Genomic DNA, 24161 nt, shown 5'->3' with positions numbered 1-24161 from the left:
CCGTGGCTTAAGTTTTAGTGCTGCGACTTAGATTCATTTAGTGCTATCAAGCTTGGAATTGTTATCGCAAGCTGACGGTTAATGTGAGTAATGTAAGCCAAGTTTTATCTGGGCTTACCTATCCTCGCTATCGAGTGTGATTCAAATCTGCTTGATTAATTTAACACTATCCTACTTGTGCTAGTGGAGTGCTCTATCGGTTCGCCCGCCATAGTATAGGTTTCGGAAAGCTTGAGTTTGCCTTGCTCATCGTATTGATTGTGAATGCCGACCCAGAATTGCTCCTGTCCCTGAATTTGTAAATTACCTTCTTCGGCAATCTGGCGATTGGGATGATAGCGTTTCATTGCATAAAGCTTGCTTTCATCATCAAATTTTAAGTGATAAGCCAATATGGGTTCTTCGGTGTGAGCGGCGACATCTACTGCTATTGTTTTATCTTCTGGCCGTTTTGTCGTGGTATTGCCATTGGGTGCGTGATACTTCTGGCGAGATAAATATGCGTTATTGCTAGCATGATGTTCACTGTTATCCGAACGGTTATTTGGCCCGTTACTTTGCCCATCAGCATCGTCTTCATCATAGTCATAACTAGGATTTTCTGGGCTATCCCATTCAGGTTCTTCATCTTCCTGAGTTGCTATATTTTCATGAAAATCAAAGTAGTGGCGGCTTTCTATCAGTTGGCCTTGTTCATCTAGCCAGGCTTCGCGGTACACTTGTCCTTGGGGCGTAAAACGTTGCCAATGGCCGATATCGAGGTAACGACCATTAGTAATTTGGATTGTGCCAGTTTCTAAAATTAAACCTTGAGGGGACAAGGATTTTGAGCTAAATAAATCCCCTTGCGTACGGGTGAGTAACCAGCGAATGGCGCCATCTTCATAGTATTCGATGCGAGTATCGGCGATACCTTCTTGATAGTATTCCCTTTGATTATTATCAAGATTATAGCCGCAGCGGGTATTCGAGTGACTCTGATAGGATTCGAGGATCCCTTTGTTATTATAAAAGCTGGACTCTTTGAGGTAGCCTTGGCCATCACGAACTTCATATTCAGAAATTGTACGTATCGTGCCATCTTCATAAAACCAGCGAGCTGTGCCATCACGGTTGCCCTGTGTGTGCGGTAAATACATCTGAATTTGCTGGTTTTCGTGGTATTCAATAAAAGGGGCTACCGAGAGGTTATTTTTATATTGGCCTTCGGCCGAAAGCACGCCACTTTTATAATAGCTTCTAAATAGACCTTCCCTGAGTCCCTTTTCAAGATAGATCTCAAGGGCGAGTTGACCATTGTCATGATACCAAAGGGCCATGCCTTGTTCTTTACCATCCTTAAAATAGATTTTTTCTTCAAGTTGACCATTGGGATACCATTTTACATGTTCGCCATGTAATTGGCCTTCGGTATTGAAGGGTTCACGCCATGCAGGCTTACCTGAGTCGTAAAACTCTTCAATGACTTTGCCCGTCACATCGTTAAACACTTTTTGTTTAATCGCTCCATTGGGATGATACCAAACGGCTTCATATTCATAGCCTTGGTTGTAATATCTTTCAGCTTCTAGTGAACCATCAGGGTAATATTGTTTTTCAATTCCGTGGATAACATCTTGCACTAAGGGCCGGATCAGCTGTATTTGTCCAGATTCATAGTAGCGAGTTAACGTATTGATATAATATCCATTGCTATCTTGTTCGGCGGTTTCTTTAAGCTGACCATTGCCATAAAAGTATTGAATAAATTGACCTTGGGGATGGCGATCTTCTATTTGATTGATCTTGCCCTCATGGTCATACCACGTTTGTGTTCCAAGTTGCTGATCATTAATAAAGTTGCCTTCAAATAACAGGGTACCTAGGGCATTGAATTGACGGGTCACGCCATTACGTTCGCCAAAATAGTTTGAATCGACGGCTTGGGTAAGTCCTGGGCTTTGGGTGATGATTCTAAGTATACCCGCACCATCTTCAGTATTGAGTTGGTGAAAAGTGCGGTGCAGTTGGCCTGTTAGGCTGGCGTAATCTTGAATATCGCCTTGCACTATATTGTCTGCATCTAGGGTAAAGTGGCTTATCAATAATGCATCGAGATTGTTAAGCTCAACTTGCCACAACGCCTTTATTTGGCTGTTCTTTTTGGGGGTGATACTGCACACTTTTACCTTGTCGAGCCAAAAGTGCTGCTCGGGGAAAGGGAATTGATTGCTGATTTCGAGGCGGTCGAATTCGGTATGGTGGAAGTCGCAGCATTCATTGGCGTTTTCCCAGCCTAAGAGTTCTATGACTTGGGGCGTATCGTAGTGATAGAGAGTTAAGCCGTGGTCGGCATTTTCTTCGCAAGAAGTCGCGTCTGCCTTTGTCGCATGGATTTTTAAGCTGAAGTAGCGCTGGAATAGCGGTGCAGCGACTGACGGCTCCTGCGTTAAATCTTGTTCTTGGCTGAGTGTTTGTGATTCAGTTTGAAGATGAATGTCTTTTGGATCGCGGCTAGTTTGGTTTGAGGGAAATAACTTGGCTTTGAGTGCGCGAAACAACGACATTGGGGGAAATCTCCATATCCATATGTAAAACATTAAGCTTATCTGAGTGATACTCATCGCAACTGAGTATTTCTGTGCGCATATCATAGCGGTTTATGGATTCGTTTCTCAATGCTTGATTGCTCCAAATACCGTTTAATCAGAGTGGCACATTAATAAAAGCAGAGGAATAAAGACAAAATGCTTGATAACTTTTTTGCAAAATTACCCACAGATTTATCGGCGGAAACTTTTGAAAAACTGGCGGGTAATAATACTGTGACTATTGAGCGCATCGTTTCCAATGGGCAATATACCCAAGCTACCTGAAGATACGAGTTTCAGAGCGCTTAGGGTGCTTCAATTCAAGGCGCATCAATGACAGAATGTCGGCCACCTTCTGAATTGATGCAACACGGAAGTGGAGTGCCCTAAGCGCTCCGTCCCGGCGGGTTTTAACGCACTCTATGCCGTGTTGGCTATTTTTAACTTAGTCCACTAGGTCTGCAAATAGCCGTCTTGCCTAAAGTGCGTTAAATTCCCGCTGAATCCTGCATCTTCAGGTGGTTTGGGTATCTACCCGAAGGTCAATGGTACGATCAAACTCAACATGAATGGGTGATGCTGCTCAAAGGCGAGGCGACGCTTGAATTTGAACAAGGTGAACCCGTTACGCTAACCCCTGGAGATTACTTAACGATTCCGCCCCATCAAAAACATCGAGTCGCTTCGACTTCTATAAGTTCAGAAACCCTATGGCTCGCGGTATTTTACGATTGATTAAGGCTATAGGTTAACGATTCTGCCATAGCCAACTGGGCGTATTGAGTAAGTCTTGGCCTTGGATCTGCGTTTGGCCTAAGGTTTTGTCTAAGGCCAAGGTATTGCAGTGTTCAAATTGACTTAAGGCATTAATAAGCCGATTAGCATGGGAAACCACCCACAACTGGCACTCTTCCGACACCTTAGCGATTAAGCGTGCAAGCGCAGGTAATAAGTCGGGATGTAGGCTAGTTTCTGGCTCATTTAACACCATAAGCTCTGGCGGTCTTGGGGTCAGTAGGGCGGCGATTAACAGCAAATAGCGCAGGGTGCCATCCGACAATTCACTGGCATTGAGTGGCCTTAATAAACCATGCTGATGAAATGCGAGCACTAAAATGCCGCCCTCTTGAGGTTCAATGCGAACCTCAGCACCGGGAAACGCATCGCTGACCGCATGGTCAAAAGCCGTTTTATCACCTATCTCAAAAATGGTTTGAATTGCTGATGCAAGGTCGCGCCCATCGTGGTGCAATACTGGCGTGGCTGTACCTAATTGTGGACGACGGGCTGGCGCTTCTGCATCGGTTCTGAAGTGATCGTAAAAACGCCATGCGCGGATACTGTCGCGAAGTTTTAGCACTTCAGGGCTGCGCTCTGGATCGGCAAGTTCCGTAAAAATACTGTCGCCGGTTTGCAGGTGTGCGCCTAAGGTTATCCAGCCTTGTCCGTCAGCACTGCGACTCTTCACCATAGGACCACGGCGCTCAACCAATACTGTTGAGGGTCGATACTTAGGCCCGTTCCAAATGGCTTCGCGCTTGATTTGTGGATCTAAGCCAAACAGCGTGGTGGAATCGGGTTTGGGTAAACCGAGTTCAATAAGATAGCTAAAATCTTCGCCGGCAAAGCCAAGCTTTAGGCGTCTTGGCGCTTGCCTGACGGTGGCTTCAATGGCGGTGTCGCCCGCTAGCATACTTTTGGTGGGGTTTTCTGGTCCCGCCCAAAAGCTGGAGTCGAGTCCGCCTTCTTGGGCTAAAGCATTGACAACGCCGCCTTGCGCCGTTTGTGCGAGTAAACGTAGTGCTTTGTATAGATTCGATTTACCACTGCCATTCGCCCCTGTGATCAAATTGAGTTGCCCTAGGGGCAAGACGATTTCACGCAGAGAGCGATAATTGAAAATAGCGAGAGTGGTCAGCATAGAATATCCAAGACTGAAACAAGCTGATAAGCCAGTAAATTTATCGACAAAGTAAATTAAACATGACGATAAAACAATGGCATTTACAGTAGCACTTTGTTGAGCACTCTTTGCCAGTTACCACCCATAAAACGGTCGCGGTCAGTAGATTTAAAGCGTGCCTTGGCTAAGGCATCGTCGATACGGCTCATGCGATCGATATGATTCAGCTCGGGGATCACTACATGCCTTGGCTCTGCATCAAAACCTAGCACGCCTTTCGCCCTCAGGCTGTACCACCATTCTTGATATTCTTTAATGCCTTTGGCGTTGTCATTACCCAGTGCCAGTAGGTTTTCTTGGCCACGGAGCGGGAAGTCATTCGCGATTGCCACGCAGTCCACTCCACCAACACGCATAACGTATTCCAGTTGTCGAATATAATCATCAATCGTGGGCACGGCATTATTGGTAAGCCAGAAACTCATCATAAATACGCCGAATACGCCGCCGCTATCGCCGATGGCGCGGATCACTTCATCGGGGGAACAACGGGCATGGTTTACTATACCGCGCGCTGCGCCGTGGCTTTGCACTATGGGTGATTTAGTGATTTTTGCGACATCTAAAGCGGTTTGAGCGCTGGAGTGACTCACATCAATCAAGATATTGGCGTGATTGAGTTTGGCGATAAGTTCGTGCCCGTGGGCCGTGAGTGGTTTATTGAGTCCGCCACTGGCATCATTATCTAAGGCGCCACCGGCAAAGGTATTGCCGTAATGGTGGGTGAGTTGCAGTACGCGTAGCCCTTGTTGATGAAACTCATCTACCCGCGCCCACTGGTTAGCTTCGCTGTCTTCTTCGACACAATCTGCGCCTTGGATTTGAAAGTATACCGCAGTGCGCTGGCTGTCGCGTGCACGTTGAATATCTCGTCCCCTCAGGCCTTGCAACAAAATATCGGGATGATCACTCACCCGTTTAGCGGCCTGCTTAATGCTTTCCATGCAAGCTTTATAAGTGCGTTTGTAGTTTTGAGTGCCATCGGCTTGTTCTATGGTCTCAATAGCCGAAATATCGCAAAGATAGGCATCGAGTTTAGCGGCGGTTACATCACTTAAGTCATCGGGTAGGAAGGATAAACCATCGACATATATCCGCCTTTGTTGGGCGGCAAAGCTAGGTAAACTGGCGAGTGGACTTAACAGAGTTGCTGCGCCAAGACCTTTAAGGAGTGTACGACGGTAGTGATTGACTGCCTTGATGGGCATGCTCGGTTCCTATCAATAACGCAAATGTAACTTCTTTATACCTTTTTAGGGCGTAGAAGTCTTTGATTAAATCCCTTTTTTGGCCTTTGCCCCTGAGCAAGAGTTGTGATTATTTGTTGTTGCCGAGTGGTTTCAATTATCGCTTGTCGCAGTAAATGAAAACCCTCGGGTTATGATTATCGAGTGGCTTCAACCATTGCTTTTGCCAGTGAGTTAAGGCCGTTAGTGCGCGATGGGCTGAGCTGACCTTCTAGGCCCAATTGTTTGAAGTAAGCTGTAGGATCAAATGCTTGGATTTCAGCGCGGCTTTTGCCATGGCAGGCACCAAGCAATAATCCGATCAATCCCTTAACGATGCGGGCATCGCTGTCGGCTAAATAATAGTGCCTGCCAGCCTGTTCTAGATGATAAATCCACGCATCACTTTCACAGCCTTTTACTTGAGCGGCCTCGATGCGAAGCTCAGGGCTTAAACTTGGTAAGTCTTTCCCTAGCAACATAATTTGGCGATATCTTTCCTGCCAGTTAGGGGCATTGGTAAAACGCGCCAGTAAGGTTTCGGCATCTTGCACTAAATAGTGAAAATCGGCTTCATTTGGCATAGGCATGATTGAATCTGTCATAGGGCTAAATCCTGTCTCACTTACTTGAGCGTAACTTGTCTTGAGCATCGTATGAGTGGCGTAGATCAGTGGCTAAATGCTGGATTACAGCAGCAAGTCTTTTACCGAGGCTAACGCGGCAATAAAGCGGTCGATATCGTCTTTATTGGTGTAGATACCGATAGAGGCGCGGCAACAGCCCTTAAGATTCAGGCTCTGCATTAATGGCATGGCACAATGATGGCCACAACGAACGGCAACCCCTTGTTGGTCCAGCAAAATGCCTACATCTTGGTGATGTTCGCCGGCAAGATTAAAGGCGACGACGCCGATATTGTCATCAAAGGCGCCGTATAAGTGCACTTCACCGAGCGCGCGCAATTGGCTTTGTAAATAGTTAACTAGTTCTGCTTCATAAGCTTGAACCTGCGGCATGAGCTCGGTTTGTAAAAATGTAATGGCCGCGCCCAAACCTATGACTTCAGCAATCGGCGGCGTGCCCGCTTCTAAGCGATTCGGCAGGTTGCCAAATTCTGTCGCTTCAAAACTCACGTGTTTAATCATCTCGCCGCCAGTTAATAGTGGCGCGAGATTATCTAACGCGTCGAAACGGCCGTAAAGTACACCCGCACCAGTGGGACCATACATTTTATGCCCCGAGAAGACGTAAAAATCACAATCGATTTCAGTCACATCCAGCGTTAAATGCGCCACTGCCTGTGCGCCATCAACTAAGGTGATAGCACCTTGTTTTTTCGCTAACTGCACTAGCTGAGCCACGGGATTGACTGTACCTAGGGCGTTGGAAACATGACACAGGGCGACGATTTTAGGCTTTAACTCGAGCAAGGTTTTATAGGCGATGATATCTAAGCGGCAATCCTGACAGAGCGGGATTGGTTTAATGATTGCCCCTGTGCGTTTCGCCAGTTCCTGCCAAGGCACGATATTGGCGTGGTGAGCGGCGGCGTCGATTAATATCACATCGCCAGCGCTTAATTGGGCAGTCAGTCCAAAGGCGACTAAGTTGATTGATTCTGTGGTGCCGTGGGTAAAAATGATTTCTTCGCGGCGTTTTGCCTTCAAAAATTGCTGCAACTGATCGCGCACTTTCTCATAGCTTAAGGTCGAACGCGCTGATAACTGATGCGCAGCACGGTGTACATTGGCATTGTCGTTAGCGTAAAACTGCGCCATGGCATCTAACACCATTTGCGGTTTCTGGCTGGTGGCTGCTGTGTCGAGATAACACAAGGGATAACCATCAAGCAGTTGATTTAACACTGGGAATTGCGACCGAATCTGAGCATTTAGCTGATATGCCTCAGATGAGCCAAGTGTCACTGTGGTATCAGGCATAGCATTCACCGAGGCATGGGATGTTTCAATGTCAGCCATTGTATTCGTCGCTGTGTTAGTCACAGTATTTGGCGTAGGCGATGCAGGTTGAGTCATGGGCGAGGCTAAGGGCAATGAAAAAGGCCAAGGGATCTTCTGTGATCTGCCATGTGAATGCAAGTTTTAGCAGTTTGTTGAGGCGTTGGTATTGGACAGTGGTATTGAATGCCTAATTTCACCAAGGTCTGTTCAAACTGTTGCCTAATAGATATTTCGCACGCCTCAAACGGTTTTAGACTCTAACGCATCATTGAGCTTAGCTATGATGCGATTTTTCTAATGTTTAAGTTTTTCTTTTAAATTCAGCTAATACTTTACGCTTAATTCATCCACAGAAAGTTAAAACTCCGACTATCCTAAATTGGACGTCCTTCGTTGTCAGTGTTTGCTGGAGAGTAGTTTTATGGTGAAGTTTTTAAAAGACTTACGGATTAAACATAAGATGATCGCCCTCGTTGGGGTGATGTTAGTGCTGATCTTGATTTTGTCTGGATTTAGTCTGTTGAAGATGCAGCGTGTATCGGAGGAAATTCATGGCATTGCAGAAGAGAATATTCCATTAGTCAGGCTATCGACAGACATCACCATTAAGCAGCTTGAAAGCTCTGTCATTCTAGAAAAAGCGTTTCGTGCCGCGGATGTTGACGCCGTATCCAGCCCACTCATTCTAGCGGCTTTTATTGCGGATGTTGTTCAGCACAATGAAGACATTAGCAAGGAGTTGCTCTCGACTCAAACCATGCTTGGAGAGGCATTAAAAAACGCTAAAACTCCTCAAGTACGTGAGAAAACACAGCAGCTAAATCAAGATATTGGCACGATTATTCAACGTTTTGGTGACTATGAAGCTTTACTTGCTACTGTCATCACAGGTATCCAGCAAAAAGAAGAACCAGCCGCTTTAGCTAAGCGGGTTGAATCCTTAGAGGTTGCGCAAAACGAGTTTAATACTGAGCTAAGTCAGTTCGTTGAGCGGTTAGAGCAAATGACTCAAACCGCGGTTTCTGTGACTGAGGACGAAGAGCTTAGGGCGATTTATGGCTTAACGATTATTTCTATCGTGTCTTTAGTCATAGGCTTATTGATTGGCATCGCTTGCAGTCAATACATGGTCAAATCTATCAATCGGTTACGTAATTCTGCCGCTAAGATGGAACAGGGTAACTTTAACCAAGAGCTGCGCGTCGATTCTAAGGATGAACTGGGCGAACTCACCGTCAGTATGAATCAAATGGCGTGGACCTTAAGTAAAACTGTTGGCCAAGTGATTGCTCGAAGTGAAGAAATTGCCTCTATGGTGACTGAGCTTAATGCGGTGGCCGAGAATAATCGTGAGGCCATGTTGAGGCAGCAGGATAACACCGACCAAGTCGCCGCCTCTATGACCCAAATGGCAGCAACGATCACTGAAGTGGCGAGTAGTGCAGAAACCGCTTCTTACTCAGCGGGACAAGCCGAGCATAAAGTGAAAGAAAGTTGTGAAGTTGTCGATGCTAGCGAAAAAATCTCGAAGCAGTTGGTTGCCAGCGCCCAGTATTCGAATCAACTTATTCAACAGGTTCAAGCGAGTACTGGAAAAATCCTCAACTTTGTTTCTGTGGTCGATGCGATAGCGGGGCAGACGAACTTATTAGCTTTGAATGCATCGATTGAAGCGGCGCGGGCGGGAGATCAAGGTCGTGGTTTTGCTGTCGTTGCCGAAGAAGTGCGGGCATTGGCAACGCGCAGTCAAACGGCCACGCAGGAGATCAGCGATCTTATCCAAACACTCGTGAAAGATGCCAAATCCTCAGTCGAATCCTTCGCCAATAACGATAAGCAAATCAGTGAGTCATCACTGCTCGTTAATCAAGCCAAGCAGCACTTATTTGAGATTTTAGATGCGTTGACTGAACTGACTCAGGCTAATACTCAAGTCGCGACCGCCAGTGAGGAGCAAGCTGTGACCGCCGAAGATATTAGTGAGCGCATTAATGCGATTCGTGATTCGGGTGAGTTGGTACTCAGCAGCGCTAACGAAACCGCGAAAGCCAGCGAGTCACTGTCTAAGCAGGCTAATTCATTGAGGGAAACGATGCAGCAGTTTAAGGTGCGAGTTGTTTAAATGCATTAGCCCATAATTCAGTGTGCCAATGACTGACAGCGGTTAACTTAACAGCGCCACTTCATCTTAGCTTGAGCCTCATTTGTGCCTTAACTCAATGTGAGGTGTGTGTATCACCAAACAATTTGAAGATGCAGGATTCAAGTTGTTTGAGATATAGGTCTCTCTTGTTATCCGACACACAATTGCCGTAAAAATGATACTGGTTGTGCAGTGACTTGCAACAAACTGTTGTAGTATGTAGCGCTAAATAACGACTAAAAATGTGAATTAAATGGGCATGCGTATTCTTTGGCTTCTTGTGTTAACGCTGAGCATTCTTCCTAGAACCGCTGCAGCATCAGATATTGCGAGCAGTGTTACTGGAGGAACTAATCGCCTTGCTGACGGCGGTGATTTTGAGCTGGGCATGAGTGTTTACGGGATTAATCAAGTCGATGTTCGGCAAACGGATTCTGGTTCTGCACAGTTGTCGCTGTTAGTCAGTGGCATGTACCAGTACAAAGGGCTGTTTGTTGAGATGATCCATCAATCTCAAGATGGCATTAATCTGGGGTTTAATCTTTGGAGTTCAGAGGATTGGTCATTAGAACTGCTATTGGCTAACTTACAAGGTTCTTGGTCCCGTCCTGATGTGGATCCCAGTACGCTGGATGAAGCTGGCCGCAATGCTTATCTACTATCGGAAGATTCTCTCTATGTTGGTGCCGGTTTTCGTGCCACACGTTATTGGGGCGATAACTATGTTTTTCAGTATAGGTTAGTATCTGATTATTATGATGATCAAGGTATTCAAAGTTCTGCCAGATTGGGTAAGTCCTGGCAGGTTCGTAATTGGAATTTTCACGTATTGGGGAGCGTAGGTTACTCATCTGCCACCTTGAATCGCTATCTTTTTGGGATCAGTAAGGAAGAAGCCACTGAACGCTTTCCTGAGTATCGACCGGATAGCTCTTTCAGTTACGGCATGGAGTTAGGGGTTGCCTATCCGCTGAGTGAAAACTTTGTCTTTCGGGCCATGTATCGCTTCAATGTGTTATCCCAAGAAGTGACCGACAGTCCCTTCAATCAAGCGAGTTATACATCGTATTTTAATGCTTCTCTTAGCTATGTGTTTTAGGAGGAGGGCATGAACCGATTTTATCAATTGTTAGCGGTAGTGATGCTGAGCGCGCCTTTTTGGGCTTGGAGTCAGGATGATGCCGTTATTTTTACCGCAACCCCAGAACGCTGCATTGCACTGCATAAAGGGCAAACTTGCTATCAAGATGTATTGTTTCGATGGCAGACACCTGCTAGCGGCGAGTACTGCCTCATACTGACAGACCGTCAGCACCAGTTAACCTGCTGGACTGGCAAAGCTTTGCAAGAATATCAATATAGTTTTGAAGGGGATAAAACGGCGACTTTTAGTCTTATCCGTAATGATGATGTGCAACCGCTCGCGCAAGTTAAAGTGGTCGTGACATGGGTTTATAAGGCCCCTAAACAGAGTCAGTCCGGTTGGAGGTTATTCTAATATGTCAGTTGCAAAGCATATCTTAGTCGTAGAGGACGATACCTCACTGGCAGAGTGGATCAGTGATTATTTACTGGATCACGGTTACGGAGTCACAGTGGCTAGCCAAGGTGATTTTGCCTTAGAGATGATAGCCGATGAGATGCCTGACTTAGTGCTACTCGACGTGATGATGCCCGTTAAGAATGGCTTCGATGTGTGTAAGGAGGCCAGGGCATTTTATACTGGGCCCATTTTATTTATGACGGCTTGCGTTGAGGACGGCGATGAAATCCGCGGGTTAGATGCTGGGGCTGATGATTACCTCACTAAGCCGATTCGACCACAGGTGCTGTTAGCGCGGATAAAGGCCCTGTTACGCCGAGTGAGTGATGAGGAGCAAAAGCAGCAATTAGTGTTTGATTCTTTAGTGTTAAATGCGACGGCAAAATCAGTCACCATTGATAAACAGCCGCTGGATTTGAATGCCAATGAGTTTGATGTTTTGTGGCTGCTGGCATTGAAGGCGGGTACGATAGTGAGCCGCAATGAATTGGTGGCTCAACTGCGAGGCATTGAATACGATGGCCTAGACCGCTCAGTGGATATTCGCATATCGCGCTTACGCAAGAAGTTGCAGGAAGCGTTGAGTCAGCCCTATAAAGTCAAAACCATTCGTGGCAAGGGATATTTGTTTTGCCGCGATGAGGCCGAGCAAGCTTTATGAAGAAGTTAATGACTTCTCTGGTGTTGGTCGTGCTGGTGGCCATTGCCAGCCTAGGCTGGTCGATAAGTGAATTTGCAACACTTATTGATCCTGATAATGAAACGCCTAGCCCAGCAACTCACCTCGCGGCATTAAAACTGCTGGGCGGCTCACTGGCGCAAACGTTAGATAACGATCCCACCCCTAATAATGCGTTTATAGACAACTGGAATCAGCGAAATGCAGATCAATTGTCTTTGGTGAATGAAGCGGATTTTGTCTTACCCTCAGCCCTAAAGACAGAGTTTTATTCAGGGGAATCATTACTGCTGGAGTCCGATGACGGTATCTCTTTGCACTATTTATTGCCTAAAACGGGTCAGGTGCTGAATATCAATACCCAGATAGTGACGCCAGCCGATGTGAGTTTTAACGCGAATAAGCTGTATACCATGCTTTTTTATGGCGGTGTGGTGGTGATTTTGTTGGTGTGGGTGTCTCCTTTAATCCGCCAACTGGTTAATCTCAGTAAGGTGACTCAAGCATTTGGTATGGGAGAATTACAGCAGCGAATTGTGGTCAGTAAAGCGTCCTACATAGGCACAATAGAAAGTGAATTCAATCGCATGGCAGATCGTATCCAGCAATTGATCGATGATAATAAATTGCTTAGTCGGGCAGTTTCCCATGATTTAAAAACTCCGATTGCGCGGCTGCGATTTGGTATTGCGGCGTTAGAAGAAACCCAAAGCGAACAACTTAGGGTGAAGTATTTTCAGCGATTGAACCGCGATCTGGACACTATGGAAGAGTTGGTCATGACACTGCTCAGCTATGCCCGTCTCGATGAGGCGAATATCCAACCTGATTGGCAACCTATTGAGCTTAATACTTGGTTGCTGGAAAAGTATCAAGGCCAAGTATACCCAGGGTTTTCAGTGGAACTCATCACCTGCCCAATACCGTTGAACATCAAAACAGATCCTAAGTACTTGTCAATGCAGGTGAATAACTTGCTCAGTAATGCGCTGCGTTTTGGCCGTGCCAATATCCGGCTGATGTTGGCATTGGAAGATGGGATTGCGTGGTTACACGTTGACGATGATGGCCCTGGCATAGATGAACAGGAATCTGCTCAAGTGATTAAACCTTTTGTGCGTGGTCAGCATAGCCGCGGAAATTCCGGTCATGGCATGGGTCTGGCGATTGTCGATAGAATTGGTTGTTGGATGGGTTCCCCATTACGTATTGGCCGTGCTCCTGACTTGGGTGGGGCTCGCATGTCACTAAAATTCAAGGCTGAAGTTTAAAGTTGGGGTTTTATACGATTGGTATAATGCGAGGTTTGAGCCGTTTTTGTCTGTTTCTTTAACATGAGCTGAAGCGAGCAATGCGGCTAGGCCTACGTAATCTAATCTGCTGAGTTGATTTAGAGATAGAGGCAGAATGACTCAACTCACTATACGAATGAGTGCCTAACGAATTGGTGCTGAACAGGGGGATTTATAAATAAAACGCACCAGCCTTGATACCTAACGAGAATCTAGACTGGTGCATTTTTGATGAGCAATTAACTTTTCACATTGACATTGTTAAGTATGTAATCTGTTTCATAGATGCGGGAACTCGCATTTTCTGGCTTGCTATGTAAACCTGTGACTTCGACCATGACAGAGGTTTCTTGATTCATCGTCGAACTCCCCCACAAGATATCCTTACTCGCGCTCGCTCCTACTCCAAACTGGCCAATTGCATCACGATCGGTTTGTTCGTGAGTAAAAGTGAAGTAGTTATAACCCGCTTGTTTGCATAACTCTGCTGACTTACGCATGACGTACTTTCGGGCCAATGCGCGGTCAGTGTTGGTATTGCCAACAAAGCTTATCTGCCAGCTATCGGGTGCAATCTGTGCGGTTTCAAATCCTTTACCGAAAGACCAAAATTGCTTTTCGGTATCGTAGGAAGTGGCACAAGCTGAAAGCATCAGAGCTAATCCAGCACATAAAAACGTTTTTCTGATAAGTGTCATGGTCTTGTCTCGTCAGGTTGTTTAGAAGCTATAGTTCACGCCAAGGGTAGTAACCCACTGGTTGTTACTGTCTATTAGCGGAGAGTCTGCCATGTTGGCACCTATGTGCGAGTAACCTGTGGCTTGAGTAATATCTAAATGCTTAGTGACTGGAATAACCAAAGCGTAGCCTAGCTTATAGGCAAAGGTGCCGTCGGCTTGATAGGCAGGGCGCTGCGCCGTAGCTTCAGATGGTGTCACACCTGTGTAGTAGTTTGCGAAGTCTTTACTGAAGTAGTGCACACCCGCATAAGGCACCAGATCACCGAAGCCTACATTTATTGGATGGTAATAGGTGATATCAGCCTGAAAACCATCATAAATATTGGTGACATCGTGTTGGAATTTGGTTGATAGCGTGCCATTTCCTAAATGAATGTCGGCGTTTAAACCCAGATCACCACTGAATTTGCGATCCTTCATGCCCGTTAAAATATCCGCATCATCGGCATCAAAGCCGGGATTGGCAACGGCAAAGATACTGAAATTAACGGCACTATCGTTCGTGCCTAAAAAGCGGTAGTTGATGCCGGACAGATCGGCGTTGAAGTCTTCACCGTGGTAGCCGCCATTGAGATAGGCACCTGTCTGGTGATCTTGACCCTTATAAAATTGACTACCAGTAGCAACACCTGCGCCAGCAAAGAACTGATCTTGATGACTATAGATATTACCGTTACGAATGTAGGTATTGCTTTCAGCAAGAGCGTGGCTTGACATCAAAACACTTGTGATTACAAAGCAAAGTTTTTTCATTTTTTTATCCTTAAGACATCTGTCTAGTGACTGTGATGCCACTATATTTCACTTCTTAAAAGGACTCTGTATCCGAATGTAACCTAGATAAGGTTTGAAAGGAGGATAATCTCTTATTAAACGAGGAGGGATTAGGTTTGTAATAAGGTTTTAAGATTATTAATTTTTAAAATTGATAGCATCAAGAGCGTTTCTTGATGCTATTAGGTCATCGAATTAACCAAGTAGCAGACTAATTCCAAACTTTACACTGATTACAAATAGCGACACCGTTATATAGGTCATGCGTTCTTCTACTTTTACAGATACTGCATGGCTGACCGTCAGCATTTTCATCTAAGATTGCAGCATGTTCTACTTGGGGTATTTCCTGCGGCACTACCTCTGAGCCACAATGTTTACACCTTCGGGCAGCGCATTTTATTTCTTCAGCGCATTCTGGGCAGTCACGATAAAGTGATTTATCTTCTTGAACATTTTCATTTGTGTGTGCTTGAGCCTCATTTTTCGTGATTGCAGGCATACAAGCAACGCAAATAATGCCAATCAATGGACTCACAATAAATGAGATGAAGAACCATAAAACGGCTGATCTGTTTTTACTGGAAGCTATAATTGCAGTGACAAAACATAGCATTAGCCAAAAAAGTATATAGAACATGATAAGGTCCATTTAATCAATTGAGGTGTGATTCTACTGCTGAAAAGCCTATAGCATCAGGTGCATTTACCTGATGCCATAGTTCCACTATTTAACCCGATTATCGACTAAGGGCAAGGTAATCTAAATTGATCGGACAGTTGGTTTAATCGCACTAATAGCTCTGGTGATAAGGTGACTTTTAAACTGTCGATGTTTTCTTTCAGTTGATATAAGTCGGTGGCGCCTATGATATTGGAGCCGACAAACTTACGTGAGTTAACAAAAGCTAACGCCATTTGTGCGGGCGTAAGTTTGAACTCGCGGGCCAAATCGACATAGGCTTTTGTCGCCTCCAGAGCCATTTGCGAACCTGTATAGCGGGCGAAACGCTTAAACAAGGTCAGGCGCGCGCCTTCAGGCCATTGGTCGTTGCAATATTTTCCCGTCAAGGCGCCAAAGGCCAGTGGCGAATAGGCCAGTAATGGCAAGTTTTCGCGGTGACTGATTTCGCTCATGCCGACTTCGAAACTGCGATTAAGCAAGTTATAGGGATTTTGCACACTCACAATACGCGGCAAGCCATGTTTTTCGGCGAGTTGCAGGTATTTCATCAAGCCCCAAGGCGTTTCGTTCGACACCCCGATATAGCGCACTTTACCTTGGCGGATCACTTCTGCGAGCGCTTCTAGGGTCTCGAGGATCGGCGTTTGATGCTCATGCTCTTGTTGATCGTAAAACAGTTCACCAAAGAAGTTGGTATTACGGTCAGGCCAATGGATTTGATAAAGGTCGATAGTGTCTATTTGGAGGCGTGCTAAAGATGCATCGACCGCTTGATGGATGTTGTTCCAGTCCAGCGCCATATTTTTGCGAATGTAATCACTTTTACCCCCCGGTGCGGCAATTTTAGTGGCGATAACTAAGTCGTCTCGGTTACCGCGGGCCTTAATATATTGCCCTAGGATACGCTCGGTTTCCCCTTGGGTCTCCGGCTTAGGTGGTACGGGATACATTTCCGCCGTATCGATAAAGTTGATGCCATTGCCTATGGCGTAGTCCAGCTGTGCAAACGCTTCGGCTTGGGTATTTTGTTCGCCCCAAGTCATAGTGCCCAAACAAATTTTACTGACCTCAAGATTAGAATGCGGTATGCGTCTGTATTCCATCTATTTCTCCTACGGAAACTCTCTTAGTTTGAGGCTACCAAGCTTTTGCTGTAAAGCAAAGGTTAAACCATAGGTTGAAATGTTAGTGCGCTAAAAATAGCCAGCAAGTTTAGCCATCCTGCCCCATTTTGAGGCATGCCATTGGTTGAAGTTTGTTCGCTGAGTTGCTCTTTTAACGGTTTTAGCGCTTTACTGCACTGAAATGGAGATTTTTGCTTATTTTTGTGAACCTTAGGTACTACTAAATCAGTAATGACGTATTTATGAATAAATTGTTATAAAACTACATTTGCAGATTGCAGTAAGTAAGGATGTGAATCTGTGTCACAAAATTGCGTAAATTTACGTATCTAACTTACGAATTTGCAGCGGAATGTGACGCCAATATCGGAATCTGCGTTAACAAATCTCTACCCTAAATTTATCTAAAAATTTTTCATGGTTGATATTTGTGATGGCAGATTTTTCAAACCAAATTGTAACGATCAAAAAAGGCCTCGACTTGCCGATTGTTGGTGAGCCGCGACAGGTCATTGAACTCGGTGCTAAGCCATCCCAAGTGGCTGTTCTGGGAGAAGAGTTCGTTGGGCTTAAGCCGACGATGTTGGTCGAAGAGGGTGATTTTGTTCAAAAGGGCCAAGCCCTATTTGAAGACAAAAAAACGCCTGGTGTGTTGTTCACTGCACCTGCTAGTGGCCAAGTCGTAGCAATTAACCGCGGCGAGCGTCGAATTCTACAATCAGTCGTCATTCGTTGTGATGACGGTGAAAACCGCGATGGGCAGATTTCCTTCGATATCCATCAAGACATCGCCGCTTTAGCAAGGTCAACCGTTCAGGCGCAATTAGTGAAAAGCGGTCTATGGACTGCACTGCGTACTCGGCCTTTCTCGCGCGTGCCTGCGCTCGATAGCACGCCCGCAGGGATTTTTGTTACCGCAATTGATACTAATCCACTGGCCGCCGATCCGCGTTTGATCATCGCCGAGCAAACCGAGGCTTTTAAAGCTGGCTTGCTGGTGTTGAGCCGTTTAACCGAAGGCAAGGTTTACCTGTGTCAGGATAAGGGCGAAGCGATTGTTAAAGAAGCATTACCACAACTTGAGGTGCGCCGCTTTGATGGTGTTCATCCTGCGGGTTTAGTGGGCACTCATATTCATTTTACCTTGCCAGTGAGTTTAGAACGTCAGGTATGGCATATCGGTTATCAAGATGTGATTGCCTACGGCAAGTTATTCCAAACCGGTGAGTTGTATACCGACCGCATCGTCGCCTTAGGTGGCCCGAGCGTGCTGAACCCGCGTTTACTGCGCACTCAATTGGGCGCTGAGCTAAGTGCCTTAGTGAGTGATGAAATCAAACCTGGCCATAACCGCGTGGTATCGGGATCTGTGTTATCTGGCCATACCGCGGCGGGCGTACATGACTTTTTAGGCCGATTCCACAACCAAGTGTCAGTGTTGGGCGAAGATTCGCAGCACCATGTTCTCCCTTGGGTGCGCGGTGGTTCTGACAAATTCTCCATCACTCGTGCCGTAACATCACGTCTGTTTGGTGCGACTAAATTGTTCGAGTTTACGACTCATCAGGGCGGTTCTGCTCGCGCCATGATGGCTTTTGGTCAGTTAGATCGCGTGATGCCACTGGATATTTTACCCACCTTACTCGTTCGAGACTTAGTGGTGCGTGATACCGACGAGGCGCAAGCCTTAGGTGCATTGGAGTTAGATGAAGAAGATCTGGCGCTGTGTACCTTCGTATGTCCCGGCAAATATGACTTTGGTAAAGAATTACGTGCCTGTCTAGATGTTATTGAGAGGGAAGGTTAATGACCAAACAAGTGAAAAAACCTGATTTACAGGACGCCTCTGATTTACAACAAGAGTACTACGCAACGGGTAAGTCGATGAAGGGCTTTTTGCGCTCACTCGTCATTGCCAACGGTCGTAGCACTAAGGGCCAAGTGCATGTGCGTGACGCGATTGACGTGAAACGTACCATGACGCTAGTCGGTTTGTGTTTACTGCCCGCCATTTTATTCGGTCTATATAACATTGGCCTACAGGCACAGCTTGCGCTCGCGGGAGGATTATCGACGCCAGATATTTGGAAGTTAGAAATCTTTAATACCCTGTTTGGCAGCCTTAGCCAAGACACTGGGATATTAGGTTTATTCCTCTATGGTCTTAGTTTTTATCTGCCGATTTACCTGACAGCACTGCTCACCAGTTTGTTTTGGGAAGTGGTGTTTGCGCGGGTTCGTGGTCAAGAGTTGCACGAAGGCTTCTTCGTGACGGCCCTGCTGTTTACCTTAATCTTGCCAGTATCGACACCGTTGTGGCTGGTGGCCATGGGGATTTCCTTTGGTGTGGTCGTGGCTAAAGAGCTATTTGGTGGCATGGGATATAACTTCCTTAACCCTGCGCTGGCGGGCTTGGCTTTTATCTACTTCGCCTATCCATCTGAAGTTTCAACCATTAAACAGCTCGTTGCCGTTGATGGTTTCTCTGGTGCAACAGCGCTGGCACAAACCGCAGCGGGCAAGTTGAGTTTTGCCGATTACTCTTGGTTTAGCGCCTTTAGCGATCCTAACTGGTGGAACAACTTTTTTGGCTTTACCGTGGGCGCGATTGGCGAAACCAGCACCTTAGCGATTTTGATCGGCGGTTCATTATTGCTGATCAGCCGCTTAGCGGATTGGCGCATTGTGCTCGGTGTGTTGCTGGGCATGATAGCGACAGCAACGCTGTGTAATTACATCGGTTCTAGCAGCAATCAAATGATGGCAATGCCGTGGACTTGGCATCTTGTCACTGGCGGTTTTGCGCTAGCAATGATGTTTATGGCCACCGATCCTGTAACCACTTCGTACACTCGCCAAGGCAAGTTTGCCTACGGTGCTTTGATTGGTTTTATGACTGTGCTTATCCGTGTCGCTAACCCCAAAATGCCTGAGGGCGTGATGTTAGCCATTCTGTTCGCCAACCTTTGGGCGCCGCTGTTCGATTATCTGGTGGCCCGCGCCAACATCAAACGGAGATTAAAACGTCATGGTATTTAAGAAAGATACTGTGGTGGGGACCATGATCTTCACCATCACGCTCTGCCTCCTGTGCTCTTTTATGATCACAGGCACAGCAGGCATATTGAAAGAACGTAAAGTCGCCAAAAAACGTGACGAAGTGCAGCGCTATGTGTTGATGGCCGCCGATGTGAACTTAGGTCAGGGCAATGAGTTTAGAGAGATTTTTGCTAAATCCGTTAAGCCATTATTGATCAACTTAGATACAGGCAAGGTGGACTCAGACGCTAACGTCCTCGATTTCGATGAGCGTATGGCGGCAATTAATCCTGAGACTTCAAGTGCGCCGAAAAAAGATATCGCCAAGATTAAAACCCGTGCGAACGATGCCCGCGTGTTTAAAGTGCTCGATGCCAACGGCAAGTTAGACAGCGTGGTTGTGCCTTTCTATGGCAAAGGTCTGTGGTCGATGATCTACGGTTATGTGGCGGTTGAACCCGATTTCAACACCATTAAAGGGCTCGTCGTGTACGAACACGGTGAAACCCCTGGTATCGGCGATTTTTTAACTGATCCTAAGTGGGTGTCACTATGGAAGGGTAAGCAATTGTTTGATGAAAAAGGCAAGTTTTCGATACGTCTTGTGAAAGGCGGCGCTAAAGAAGGCGATATTCATGGTGTCGATGCGGTGAGTGGCGCGACCATGACGGGCCGCGGCGTGCAGCGCGCAATGGAGTTTTGGTTTGGCGTTGAGGGTTTTCAAACCTTCTTCAATCAGCTGAAAGCGACGGCCACGCAGGGTGAATTGCAAGGTGAGTTGGGAGAGGCAAAATGAGCAACACTTTATCCATGCGTGACATGTTAACGGGGCCAGTGTTTGCCAATAACCCCGTCGCGATGCAAGTGCTGGGCGTATGTTCGGCACTGGCGGTCAGTAACTCAATGCAAACCGCTGTGGTGATGACACTGGCAGTGACCTTTGTGTTGGTGTTTTCTAACCTGATTATCTCTGCCATCCGTAACTTTATCCCGACCAGTGTGCGGATTATCGCGCAGATGACGGTTATCGCCTCCTTAGTGATTATCGTCGACATGGTTCTGCAGGATGTAGCCTATGAGTTATCTAAGCAACTTTCTGTATTCGTTGGGTTAATTATCACTAACTGTATCATCATGGGCCGTGCAGAAGCCTTCGCCATGAAGTATCCACCGCATTTAGCGGTCGTCGATGCGCTGGGTAATGCGACAGGCTATGGTTTGATTTTGATCAGCGTCGCCTTTGTACGCGAGCTGTTAGGGACGGGTAATTTATTCGGTCACCCTGTGTTTACCACCATCGAAAATGGCGGCTGGTACTTGCCAAATGAGATGTTCAAGTTACCACCGAGCGCCTTCTTCCTGATTGGTGTGTTGATCTGGACTATCAATGTGATCCAGCGGAAACGGGGTTAAGGAGCAGATATGGAACACTATATAAATCTATTTTTGCAGGCCACTTTTATCGACAACATGGCGCTGTCGTTCTTCTTGGGCATGTGTACTTTCTTGGCCGTGTCTAAAAAGGTGTCAACCGCCTTTGGTCTAGGTGTCGCTGTGATTGTGGTGATGACCTTAGCCGTGCCGTTAAACCAGCTGATTTACGTCAAAGTGCTCGCACCTGGCGCTCTGTCTTGGGCGGGATTACCCGGTATCGATTTAAGTTACCTGCAACTGATCACTTTCATTGGTGTGATTGCGGCGTTAGTGCAAATCCTTGAAATGTTTTTGGATAAGTACATTCCTAGTCTGTATGACTCCCTTGGGATCTTCTTACCTTTGCTCACAGTGAACTGCGCGATTTTTGCTGGGGTGATCTTTATGGCGAACCGTGATTACAACTTCGGTGAGTCAGTGGTGTTTGCGATGGGCTCGGGTCTTGGTTGGGCAGTGGCGATTGTACTGCTGGCGGGACTGCGCGAAAGAATGAAATTCAACGCGATTCCCGAAGGCTTACAAGGTATTGGTATCACCTTTATTACTACAGGCTTGATGGCGCTGGGCTTTATGTCTTTCTCAGGGATCTCGCTGTAAAGCTACAGTAGGCGAGCCAAGAATTGAGAAAGTGAAACCAGATTCTTTTTAGAAAAGAGCTAGAAAAGGGTAATACGATGGAAATGGCAATTGGCATAGGCATGTTCACGCTAGTGGTCTGTCTATTGGTGATAGTGATTCTAATCGCCAAAAAGAAATTAGTGGCTACGGGTGAAGTGACAATCAGCATCAACGAAGATGCCGAAAAAAGCATTCAAGTTGCCGCGGGTGACAAGTTACTCGGCGCTTTGGCGAGTCAGAGTATTTTTATTCCGTCTGCCTGTGGTGGCGGCGGAACCTGTGGTCAGTGCCGAGTGAAAATCAAATCGGGCGGCGGTGACATTCTGCCGACTGAAATGGGCCATATCACCAAGAAAGAGGCTAAAGAAGGTTGTCGTCTCGCCTGCCAAGTCTCAGTGAAAACCGATATGGAACTTGAGCTCGACGAAGAAATCTTTGGGGTGAAGAAGTGGCAATGTCAGGTGATCTCTAATGATAACAAGGCAACTTTTATCAAAGAGCTATTGCTTGAGTTACCCGAAGGTGAAGATGTTCGCTTTAAAGCGGGGGGTTATATTCAAATTGAAGCACCAGCCCATGTGGTGAAATACGCTGACTTTGATATTCCTGAAAAATACCGTGGCGATTGGGACAAATACGGCCTGTTTGACATTGTCTCTACCGTTAATGAAGAAGTGTTGCGCGCTTACTCTATGGCCAACTATCCCGATGAAAAGGGCCGCATTATGCTGAACGTGCGGATTGCGACGCCGCCATCGGCCAATGTGCCAGCGGGCAAGATGTCATCTTACATCTTCAACCTGAAAGCGGGCGATACAGTGACCATTTCAGGGCCATTCGGTGAGTTCTTTGTGAAGGAAACCGATGCGGAAATGGTGTTTATCGGTGGCGGTGCCGGCATGGCACCTATGCGTTCACACATTTTCGATCAGCTTAAGAGTAAGAAAACCACACGTAAAATGAGCTTCTGGTACGGTGCTCGTTCGACCCGTGAAGTGTTTTATCAAGCGGATTTCGATGCTCTAGCGGCCGAGAATGACAACTTCGTTTGGCATGTGGCGTTATCTGAGCCATTGCCTGAGGATAATTGGACTGGCTACACTGGCTTTATTCATAATGTGATTTATGAGAATTATCTTAAAAATCATAAGGCACCAGAAGACTGCGAGTACTACATGTGTGGTCCTCCAATCATGAACTCTTCAGTGATTAAGATGCTTGAAAGCCTAGGCGTTGAACCAGAAAATATCCTACTCGATGACTTTGGTGATTAGGTTGTAAGTGAGTAATAAAAAATCGCGTTAGGCCCAGCTTAACGCGATTTTTGTTTATAGGGCTTTTTATCATTTTGCAGTTTTTAGCTTTCGCATCTTGATGCTATTTAGCACCTCACCTAGCTAAAAGATTTGCCGCCGTGGCGGGTTAAATAGCTCACCATGCGCTCACTCTCAGCGGTATAGCATCCCATGCGGAACTCACCCTGCCAGTAAGCAATATCGAGCGGATGATACCCCTGCGAGTTTGGATGATTCACATTGGCCCCCGCATCCACCAATAATTTGAGCAGTTCAAAAGACTGCAACTCACAGGCATGCAAGAGTGCCGTCATCCCGCCATTGTCCACGCCTTCAAGATTAGCGTCATTTGCAATAATGCGCTTAACAGCAAGCGTATCTTTGGCTTTAACCGCATCGATGAGTTCAGTGCTCATTTGATCGCTATTTAACCTCATCCAAAGGATTTAATTTAAGTGGATTTAGCCTAGGTTTCTTTAACTTGTGGGCGAAACTCCGTAAGCTGAATAGCTTATACCTAAATGCTTATATCTACAGGTATAACTTATCATGGATGTAATAGTTGTAGGATAGGAGGCTTGTTTGAAAAAGTTAGCAGTAGTATCACTTATCTGTTTCTCCCTCTGCGCATGCTCTTCACTCAATGAAGTTAAATTGGATTCTCAATCGGTATCCAGCTACATAGGTGAAAAGGTCAAAGTCACCACAATATCTGGCGAACAAATGGAATTTCAAGTCGAAAGTGCAACGGAACAGCATATCGAGGGAGAAGGGCAACTAGTCAAAATTGAAGATATACAGACGTTGGAAGTTGAGGAGTTTAGCCCACTAAAATCGATATCACTTTCTGCAGGCTTATATATGGTAGGTGCGATAATTATTACTATTGTCGTTTTATAGCCATTTTGAATGTGTATTCGCTGCAACTTGAGATATTCAGTCTACAAACTGGGGCAGACTGCCACTTGGTTTATACTGCTCGGATTAGCTTCGTCGCCCTAGGTATCACTTTGTTGTGTCATTTTTATATGGAATATTTCCTTTATAATTCAATTGTAAAGATTAAATTGTA

24 protein-coding genes are annotated in these 24161 nt (G+C 46.1%); 14 read left to right on the top strand and 10 right to left on the bottom strand.

Features of this window, described 5'->3' with window-relative positions:
• Nucleotides 1-155 precede the first annotated feature (155 nt).
• Nucleotides 156-2546 (bottom strand): toxin-antitoxin system YwqK family antitoxin, encoded by a 2391-nt coding sequence (locus HQQ92_RS15805; RefSeq protein WP_173246667.1) that lies wholly within the window; start codon nt 2544-2546, stop codon nt 156-158.
• A gap of 180 nt (nt 2547-2726) precedes the next feature.
• Here HQQ92_RS15805 and HQQ92_RS15800 point away from each other — a divergent pair, with 180 nt between their 5' ends.
• Nucleotides 2727-2855 carry a cupin gene (locus tag HQQ92_RS15800; RefSeq protein ID WP_173246664.1) on the top strand — a complete coding sequence of 43 codons (129 nt, stop codon included), beginning with the start codon at nt 2727-2729 and terminating at the stop codon, nt 2853-2855.
• A gap of 207 nt (nt 2856-3062) precedes the next feature.
• Nucleotides 3063-3305: a cupin domain-containing protein gene (locus HQQ92_RS15795; RefSeq protein ID WP_309247088.1), complete on the top strand. Its 243-nt coding sequence runs from the start codon at nt 3063-3065 to the stop codon at nt 3303-3305.
• A 13-nt stretch (nt 3306-3318) separates the two neighbouring features.
• Here HQQ92_RS15795 and HQQ92_RS15790 read toward each other — a convergent pair whose 3' ends face one another.
• From HQQ92_RS15790 to HQQ92_RS15775, 4 genes are all read right to left on the bottom strand, one after another.
• Nucleotides 3319-4491 carry an AAA family ATPase gene (locus HQQ92_RS15790; RefSeq protein WP_173246661.1) on the bottom strand — a complete coding sequence of 391 codons (1173 nt, stop codon included), beginning with the start codon at nt 4489-4491 and terminating at the stop codon, nt 3319-3321.
• A gap of 83 nt (nt 4492-4574) precedes the next feature.
• Nucleotides 4575-5741, bottom strand: a complete 1167-nt coding sequence (locus HQQ92_RS15785; RefSeq protein WP_173246658.1) for a membrane dipeptidase — start codon at nt 5739-5741, stop codon at nt 4575-4577.
• Nucleotides 5742-5917: 176 nt separating this feature from the next.
• Nucleotides 5918-6364: a SufE family protein gene (locus HQQ92_RS15780; protein WP_173246655.1), complete on the bottom strand. Its 447-nt coding sequence runs from the start codon at nt 6362-6364 to the stop codon at nt 5918-5920.
• A gap of 84 nt (nt 6365-6448) precedes the next feature.
• On the bottom strand, nt 6449-7798 hold the full coding sequence (locus tag HQQ92_RS15775; protein ID WP_173246653.1) for an aminotransferase class V-fold PLP-dependent enzyme: 1350 nt from the start codon (nt 7796-7798) through the stop codon (nt 6449-6451).
• 346 nt (nt 7799-8144) lie between these two features.
• Here HQQ92_RS15775 and HQQ92_RS15770 point away from each other — a divergent pair, with 346 nt between their 5' ends.
• The 5 genes from HQQ92_RS15770 to HQQ92_RS15750 all read left to right on the top strand — a co-directional run bounded on the left by HQQ92_RS15770 (nt 8145) and on the right by HQQ92_RS15750 (nt 13359).
• Nucleotides 8145-9845, top strand: a complete 1701-nt coding sequence (locus HQQ92_RS15770; protein WP_173246650.1) for a methyl-accepting chemotaxis protein — start codon at nt 8145-8147, stop codon at nt 9843-9845.
• A gap of 280 nt (nt 9846-10125) precedes the next feature.
• Nucleotides 10126-10965 (top strand): MipA/OmpV family protein, encoded by an 840-nt coding sequence (locus tag HQQ92_RS15765; RefSeq protein WP_028761859.1) that lies wholly within the window; start codon nt 10126-10128, stop codon nt 10963-10965.
• A gap of 9 nt (nt 10966-10974) precedes the next feature.
• Nucleotides 10975-11364: a DUF3019 domain-containing protein gene (locus HQQ92_RS15760; protein WP_028761860.1), complete on the top strand. Its 390-nt coding sequence runs from the start codon at nt 10975-10977 to the stop codon at nt 11362-11364.
• A 1-nt stretch (nt 11365) separates the two neighbouring features.
• Entirely contained in the window at nt 11366-12070 is a 705-nt protein-coding gene (locus tag HQQ92_RS15755) for a response regulator transcription factor (RefSeq protein WP_105250123.1), read from the top strand.
• The gene (locus tag HQQ92_RS15750) at nt 12067-13359 is read left to right on the top strand and encodes an ATP-binding protein (protein WP_173246647.1); all 1293 of its coding nucleotides are present in this window, start codon (nt 12067-12069) and stop codon (nt 13357-13359) included. Before HQQ92_RS15755 ends, HQQ92_RS15750 begins: the two co-directional genes overlap by 4 nt.
• Before the next feature lie 260 nt (nt 13360-13619).
• On the opposite strand, the gene HQQ92_RS15745 is transcribed toward HQQ92_RS15750, so the two are convergent.
• The 4 genes from HQQ92_RS15745 to HQQ92_RS15730 form a co-directional block, all read right to left on the bottom strand.
• On the bottom strand, nt 13620-14078 hold the full coding sequence (locus tag HQQ92_RS15745) for a hypothetical protein (protein WP_028761861.1): 459 nt from the start codon (nt 14076-14078) through the stop codon (nt 13620-13622).
• Nucleotides 14079-14099: 21 nt separating this feature from the next.
• Entirely contained in the window at nt 14100-14873 is a 774-nt protein-coding gene (ompV, locus tag HQQ92_RS15740; RefSeq protein ID WP_173246644.1) for an outer membrane protein OmpV, read from the bottom strand.
• 232 nt (nt 14874-15105) lie between these two features.
• Nucleotides 15106-15534, bottom strand: a complete 429-nt coding sequence (locus HQQ92_RS15735; protein WP_173246641.1) for a hypothetical protein — start codon at nt 15532-15534, stop codon at nt 15106-15108.
• Nucleotides 15535-15641: 107 nt separating this feature from the next.
• Entirely contained in the window at nt 15642-16682 is a 1041-nt protein-coding gene (locus HQQ92_RS15730) for an NADP(H)-dependent aldo-keto reductase (RefSeq protein WP_105250120.1), read from the bottom strand.
• A gap of 454 nt (nt 16683-17136) precedes the next feature.
• Here HQQ92_RS15730 and HQQ92_RS15725 point away from each other — a divergent pair, with 454 nt between their 5' ends.
• From HQQ92_RS15725 to nqrF, 6 genes are all read left to right on the top strand, one after another.
• Complete coding sequence (locus tag HQQ92_RS15725) at nt 17137-18510, top strand: Na(+)-translocating NADH-quinone reductase subunit A (protein ID WP_173246638.1); 1374 nt, start codon at nt 17137-17139, stop codon at nt 18508-18510.
• Entirely contained in the window at nt 18510-19742 is a 1233-nt protein-coding gene (locus HQQ92_RS15720; RefSeq protein WP_028759366.1) for an NADH:ubiquinone reductase (Na(+)-transporting) subunit B, read from the top strand. The genes HQQ92_RS15725 and HQQ92_RS15720 overlap by 1 nt, the downstream gene beginning before the upstream one ends.
• Entirely contained in the window at nt 19732-20538 is an 807-nt protein-coding gene (locus HQQ92_RS15715) for a Na(+)-translocating NADH-quinone reductase subunit C (protein ID WP_105250117.1), read from the top strand. The genes HQQ92_RS15720 and HQQ92_RS15715 overlap by 11 nt, the downstream gene beginning before the upstream one ends.
• Nucleotides 20535-21155: an NADH:ubiquinone reductase (Na(+)-transporting) subunit D gene (locus tag HQQ92_RS15710; RefSeq protein ID WP_028761892.1), complete on the top strand. Its 621-nt coding sequence runs from the start codon at nt 20535-20537 to the stop codon at nt 21153-21155. The genes HQQ92_RS15715 and HQQ92_RS15710 overlap by 4 nt, the downstream gene beginning before the upstream one ends.
• A gap of 9 nt (nt 21156-21164) precedes the next feature.
• Nucleotides 21165-21773: an NADH:ubiquinone reductase (Na(+)-transporting) subunit E gene (gene nqrE / locus HQQ92_RS15705; protein ID WP_105250116.1), complete on the top strand. Its 609-nt coding sequence runs from the start codon at nt 21165-21167 to the stop codon at nt 21771-21773.
• A 77-nt stretch (nt 21774-21850) separates the two neighbouring features.
• A complete protein-coding gene (gene nqrF, locus HQQ92_RS15700) occupies nt 21851-23068 on the top strand; it encodes an NADH:ubiquinone reductase (Na(+)-transporting) subunit F (RefSeq protein WP_105250115.1) in 1218 nt (405 codons plus the stop codon).
• A 119-nt stretch (nt 23069-23187) separates the two neighbouring features.
• On the opposite strand, the gene HQQ92_RS15695 is transcribed toward nqrF, so the two are convergent.
• Nucleotides 23188-23505 (bottom strand): ankyrin repeat domain-containing protein, encoded by a 318-nt coding sequence (locus tag HQQ92_RS15695; RefSeq protein WP_105250114.1) that lies wholly within the window; start codon nt 23503-23505, stop codon nt 23188-23190.
• Between the two features lie 166 nt (nt 23506-23671).
• Between HQQ92_RS15695 and HQQ92_RS15690 the strand changes: the two genes are divergently transcribed.
• Nucleotides 23672-23989, top strand: a complete 318-nt coding sequence (locus tag HQQ92_RS15690; RefSeq protein WP_173246633.1) for a hypothetical protein — start codon at nt 23672-23674, stop codon at nt 23987-23989.
• The last annotated feature ends 172 nt before the right edge of the window (nt 23990-24161 follow it).

The sequence above is a fragment of the Shewanella sp. DC2-4 genome (assembly GCF_013248875.1).
In the GTDB taxonomy this organism is placed as follows: domain Bacteria; phylum Pseudomonadota; class Gammaproteobacteria; order Enterobacterales; family Shewanellaceae; genus Shewanella; species Shewanella oncorhynchi.
Note: the sequence above shows the minus strand (reverse complement) of the source record. Positions and strands in the feature narration are given on the sequence as shown.

Excerpts from the sequence above, each read along its gene's own strand:
- HQQ92_RS15805 (WP_173246667.1), bottom strand. The coding sequence starts at position 2,546 with ATGTCGTTGTTTCGCGCACTCAAAGCCAAGTTATTTCCCTCAAACCAA.
- HQQ92_RS15800 (WP_173246664.1), top strand. The coding sequence starts at position 2,727 with ATGCTTGATAACTTTTTTGCAAAATTACCCACAGATTTATCGGCGGAA.
- HQQ92_RS15790 (WP_173246661.1), bottom strand. The coding sequence starts at position 4,491 with ATGCTGACCACTCTCGCTATTTTCAATTATCGCTCTCTGCGTGAAATC.
- HQQ92_RS15785 (WP_173246658.1), bottom strand. The coding sequence starts at position 5,741 with ATGCCCATCAAGGCAGTCAATCACTACCGTCGTACACTCCTTAAAGGT.
- HQQ92_RS15780 (WP_173246655.1), bottom strand. The coding sequence starts at position 6,364 with ATGACAGATTCAATCATGCCTATGCCAAATGAAGCCGATTTTCACTAT.
- HQQ92_RS15775 (WP_173246653.1), bottom strand. The coding sequence starts at position 7,798 with ATGACTCAACCTGCATCGCCTACGCCAAATACTGTGACTAACACAGCG.
- HQQ92_RS15770 (WP_173246650.1), top strand. The coding sequence starts at position 8,145 with ATGGTGAAGTTTTTAAAAGACTTACGGATTAAACATAAGATGATCGCC.
- HQQ92_RS15765 (WP_028761859.1), top strand. The coding sequence starts at position 10,126 with ATGCGTATTCTTTGGCTTCTTGTGTTAACGCTGAGCATTCTTCCTAGA.
- HQQ92_RS15760 (WP_028761860.1), top strand. The coding sequence starts at position 10,975 with ATGAACCGATTTTATCAATTGTTAGCGGTAGTGATGCTGAGCGCGCCT.
- HQQ92_RS15755 (WP_105250123.1), top strand. The coding sequence starts at position 11,366 with ATGTCAGTTGCAAAGCATATCTTAGTCGTAGAGGACGATACCTCACTG.
- HQQ92_RS15750 (WP_173246647.1), top strand. The coding sequence starts at position 12,067 with ATGAAGAAGTTAATGACTTCTCTGGTGTTGGTCGTGCTGGTGGCCATT.
- HQQ92_RS15745 (WP_028761861.1), bottom strand. The coding sequence starts at position 14,078 with ATGACACTTATCAGAAAAACGTTTTTATGTGCTGGATTAGCTCTGATG.
- ompV (WP_173246644.1), bottom strand. The coding sequence starts at position 14,873 with ATGAAAAAACTTTGCTTTGTAATCACAAGTGTTTTGATGTCAAGCCAC.
- HQQ92_RS15735 (WP_173246641.1), bottom strand. The coding sequence starts at position 15,534 with ATGTTCTATATACTTTTTTGGCTAATGCTATGTTTTGTCACTGCAATT.
- HQQ92_RS15730 (WP_105250120.1), bottom strand. The coding sequence starts at position 16,682 with ATGGAATACAGACGCATACCGCATTCTAATCTTGAGGTCAGTAAAATT.
- HQQ92_RS15725 (WP_173246638.1), top strand. The coding sequence starts at position 17,137 with ATGGCAGATTTTTCAAACCAAATTGTAACGATCAAAAAAGGCCTCGAC.
- HQQ92_RS15720 (WP_028759366.1), top strand. The coding sequence starts at position 18,510 with ATGACCAAACAAGTGAAAAAACCTGATTTACAGGACGCCTCTGATTTA.
- HQQ92_RS15715 (WP_105250117.1), top strand. The coding sequence starts at position 19,732 with ATGGTATTTAAGAAAGATACTGTGGTGGGGACCATGATCTTCACCATC.
- HQQ92_RS15710 (WP_028761892.1), top strand. The coding sequence starts at position 20,535 with ATGAGCAACACTTTATCCATGCGTGACATGTTAACGGGGCCAGTGTTT.
- nqrE (WP_105250116.1), top strand. The coding sequence starts at position 21,165 with ATGGAACACTATATAAATCTATTTTTGCAGGCCACTTTTATCGACAAC.
- nqrF (WP_105250115.1), top strand. The coding sequence starts at position 21,851 with ATGGAAATGGCAATTGGCATAGGCATGTTCACGCTAGTGGTCTGTCTA.
- HQQ92_RS15695 (WP_105250114.1), bottom strand. The coding sequence starts at position 23,505 with ATGAGCACTGAACTCATCGATGCGGTTAAAGCCAAAGATACGCTTGCT.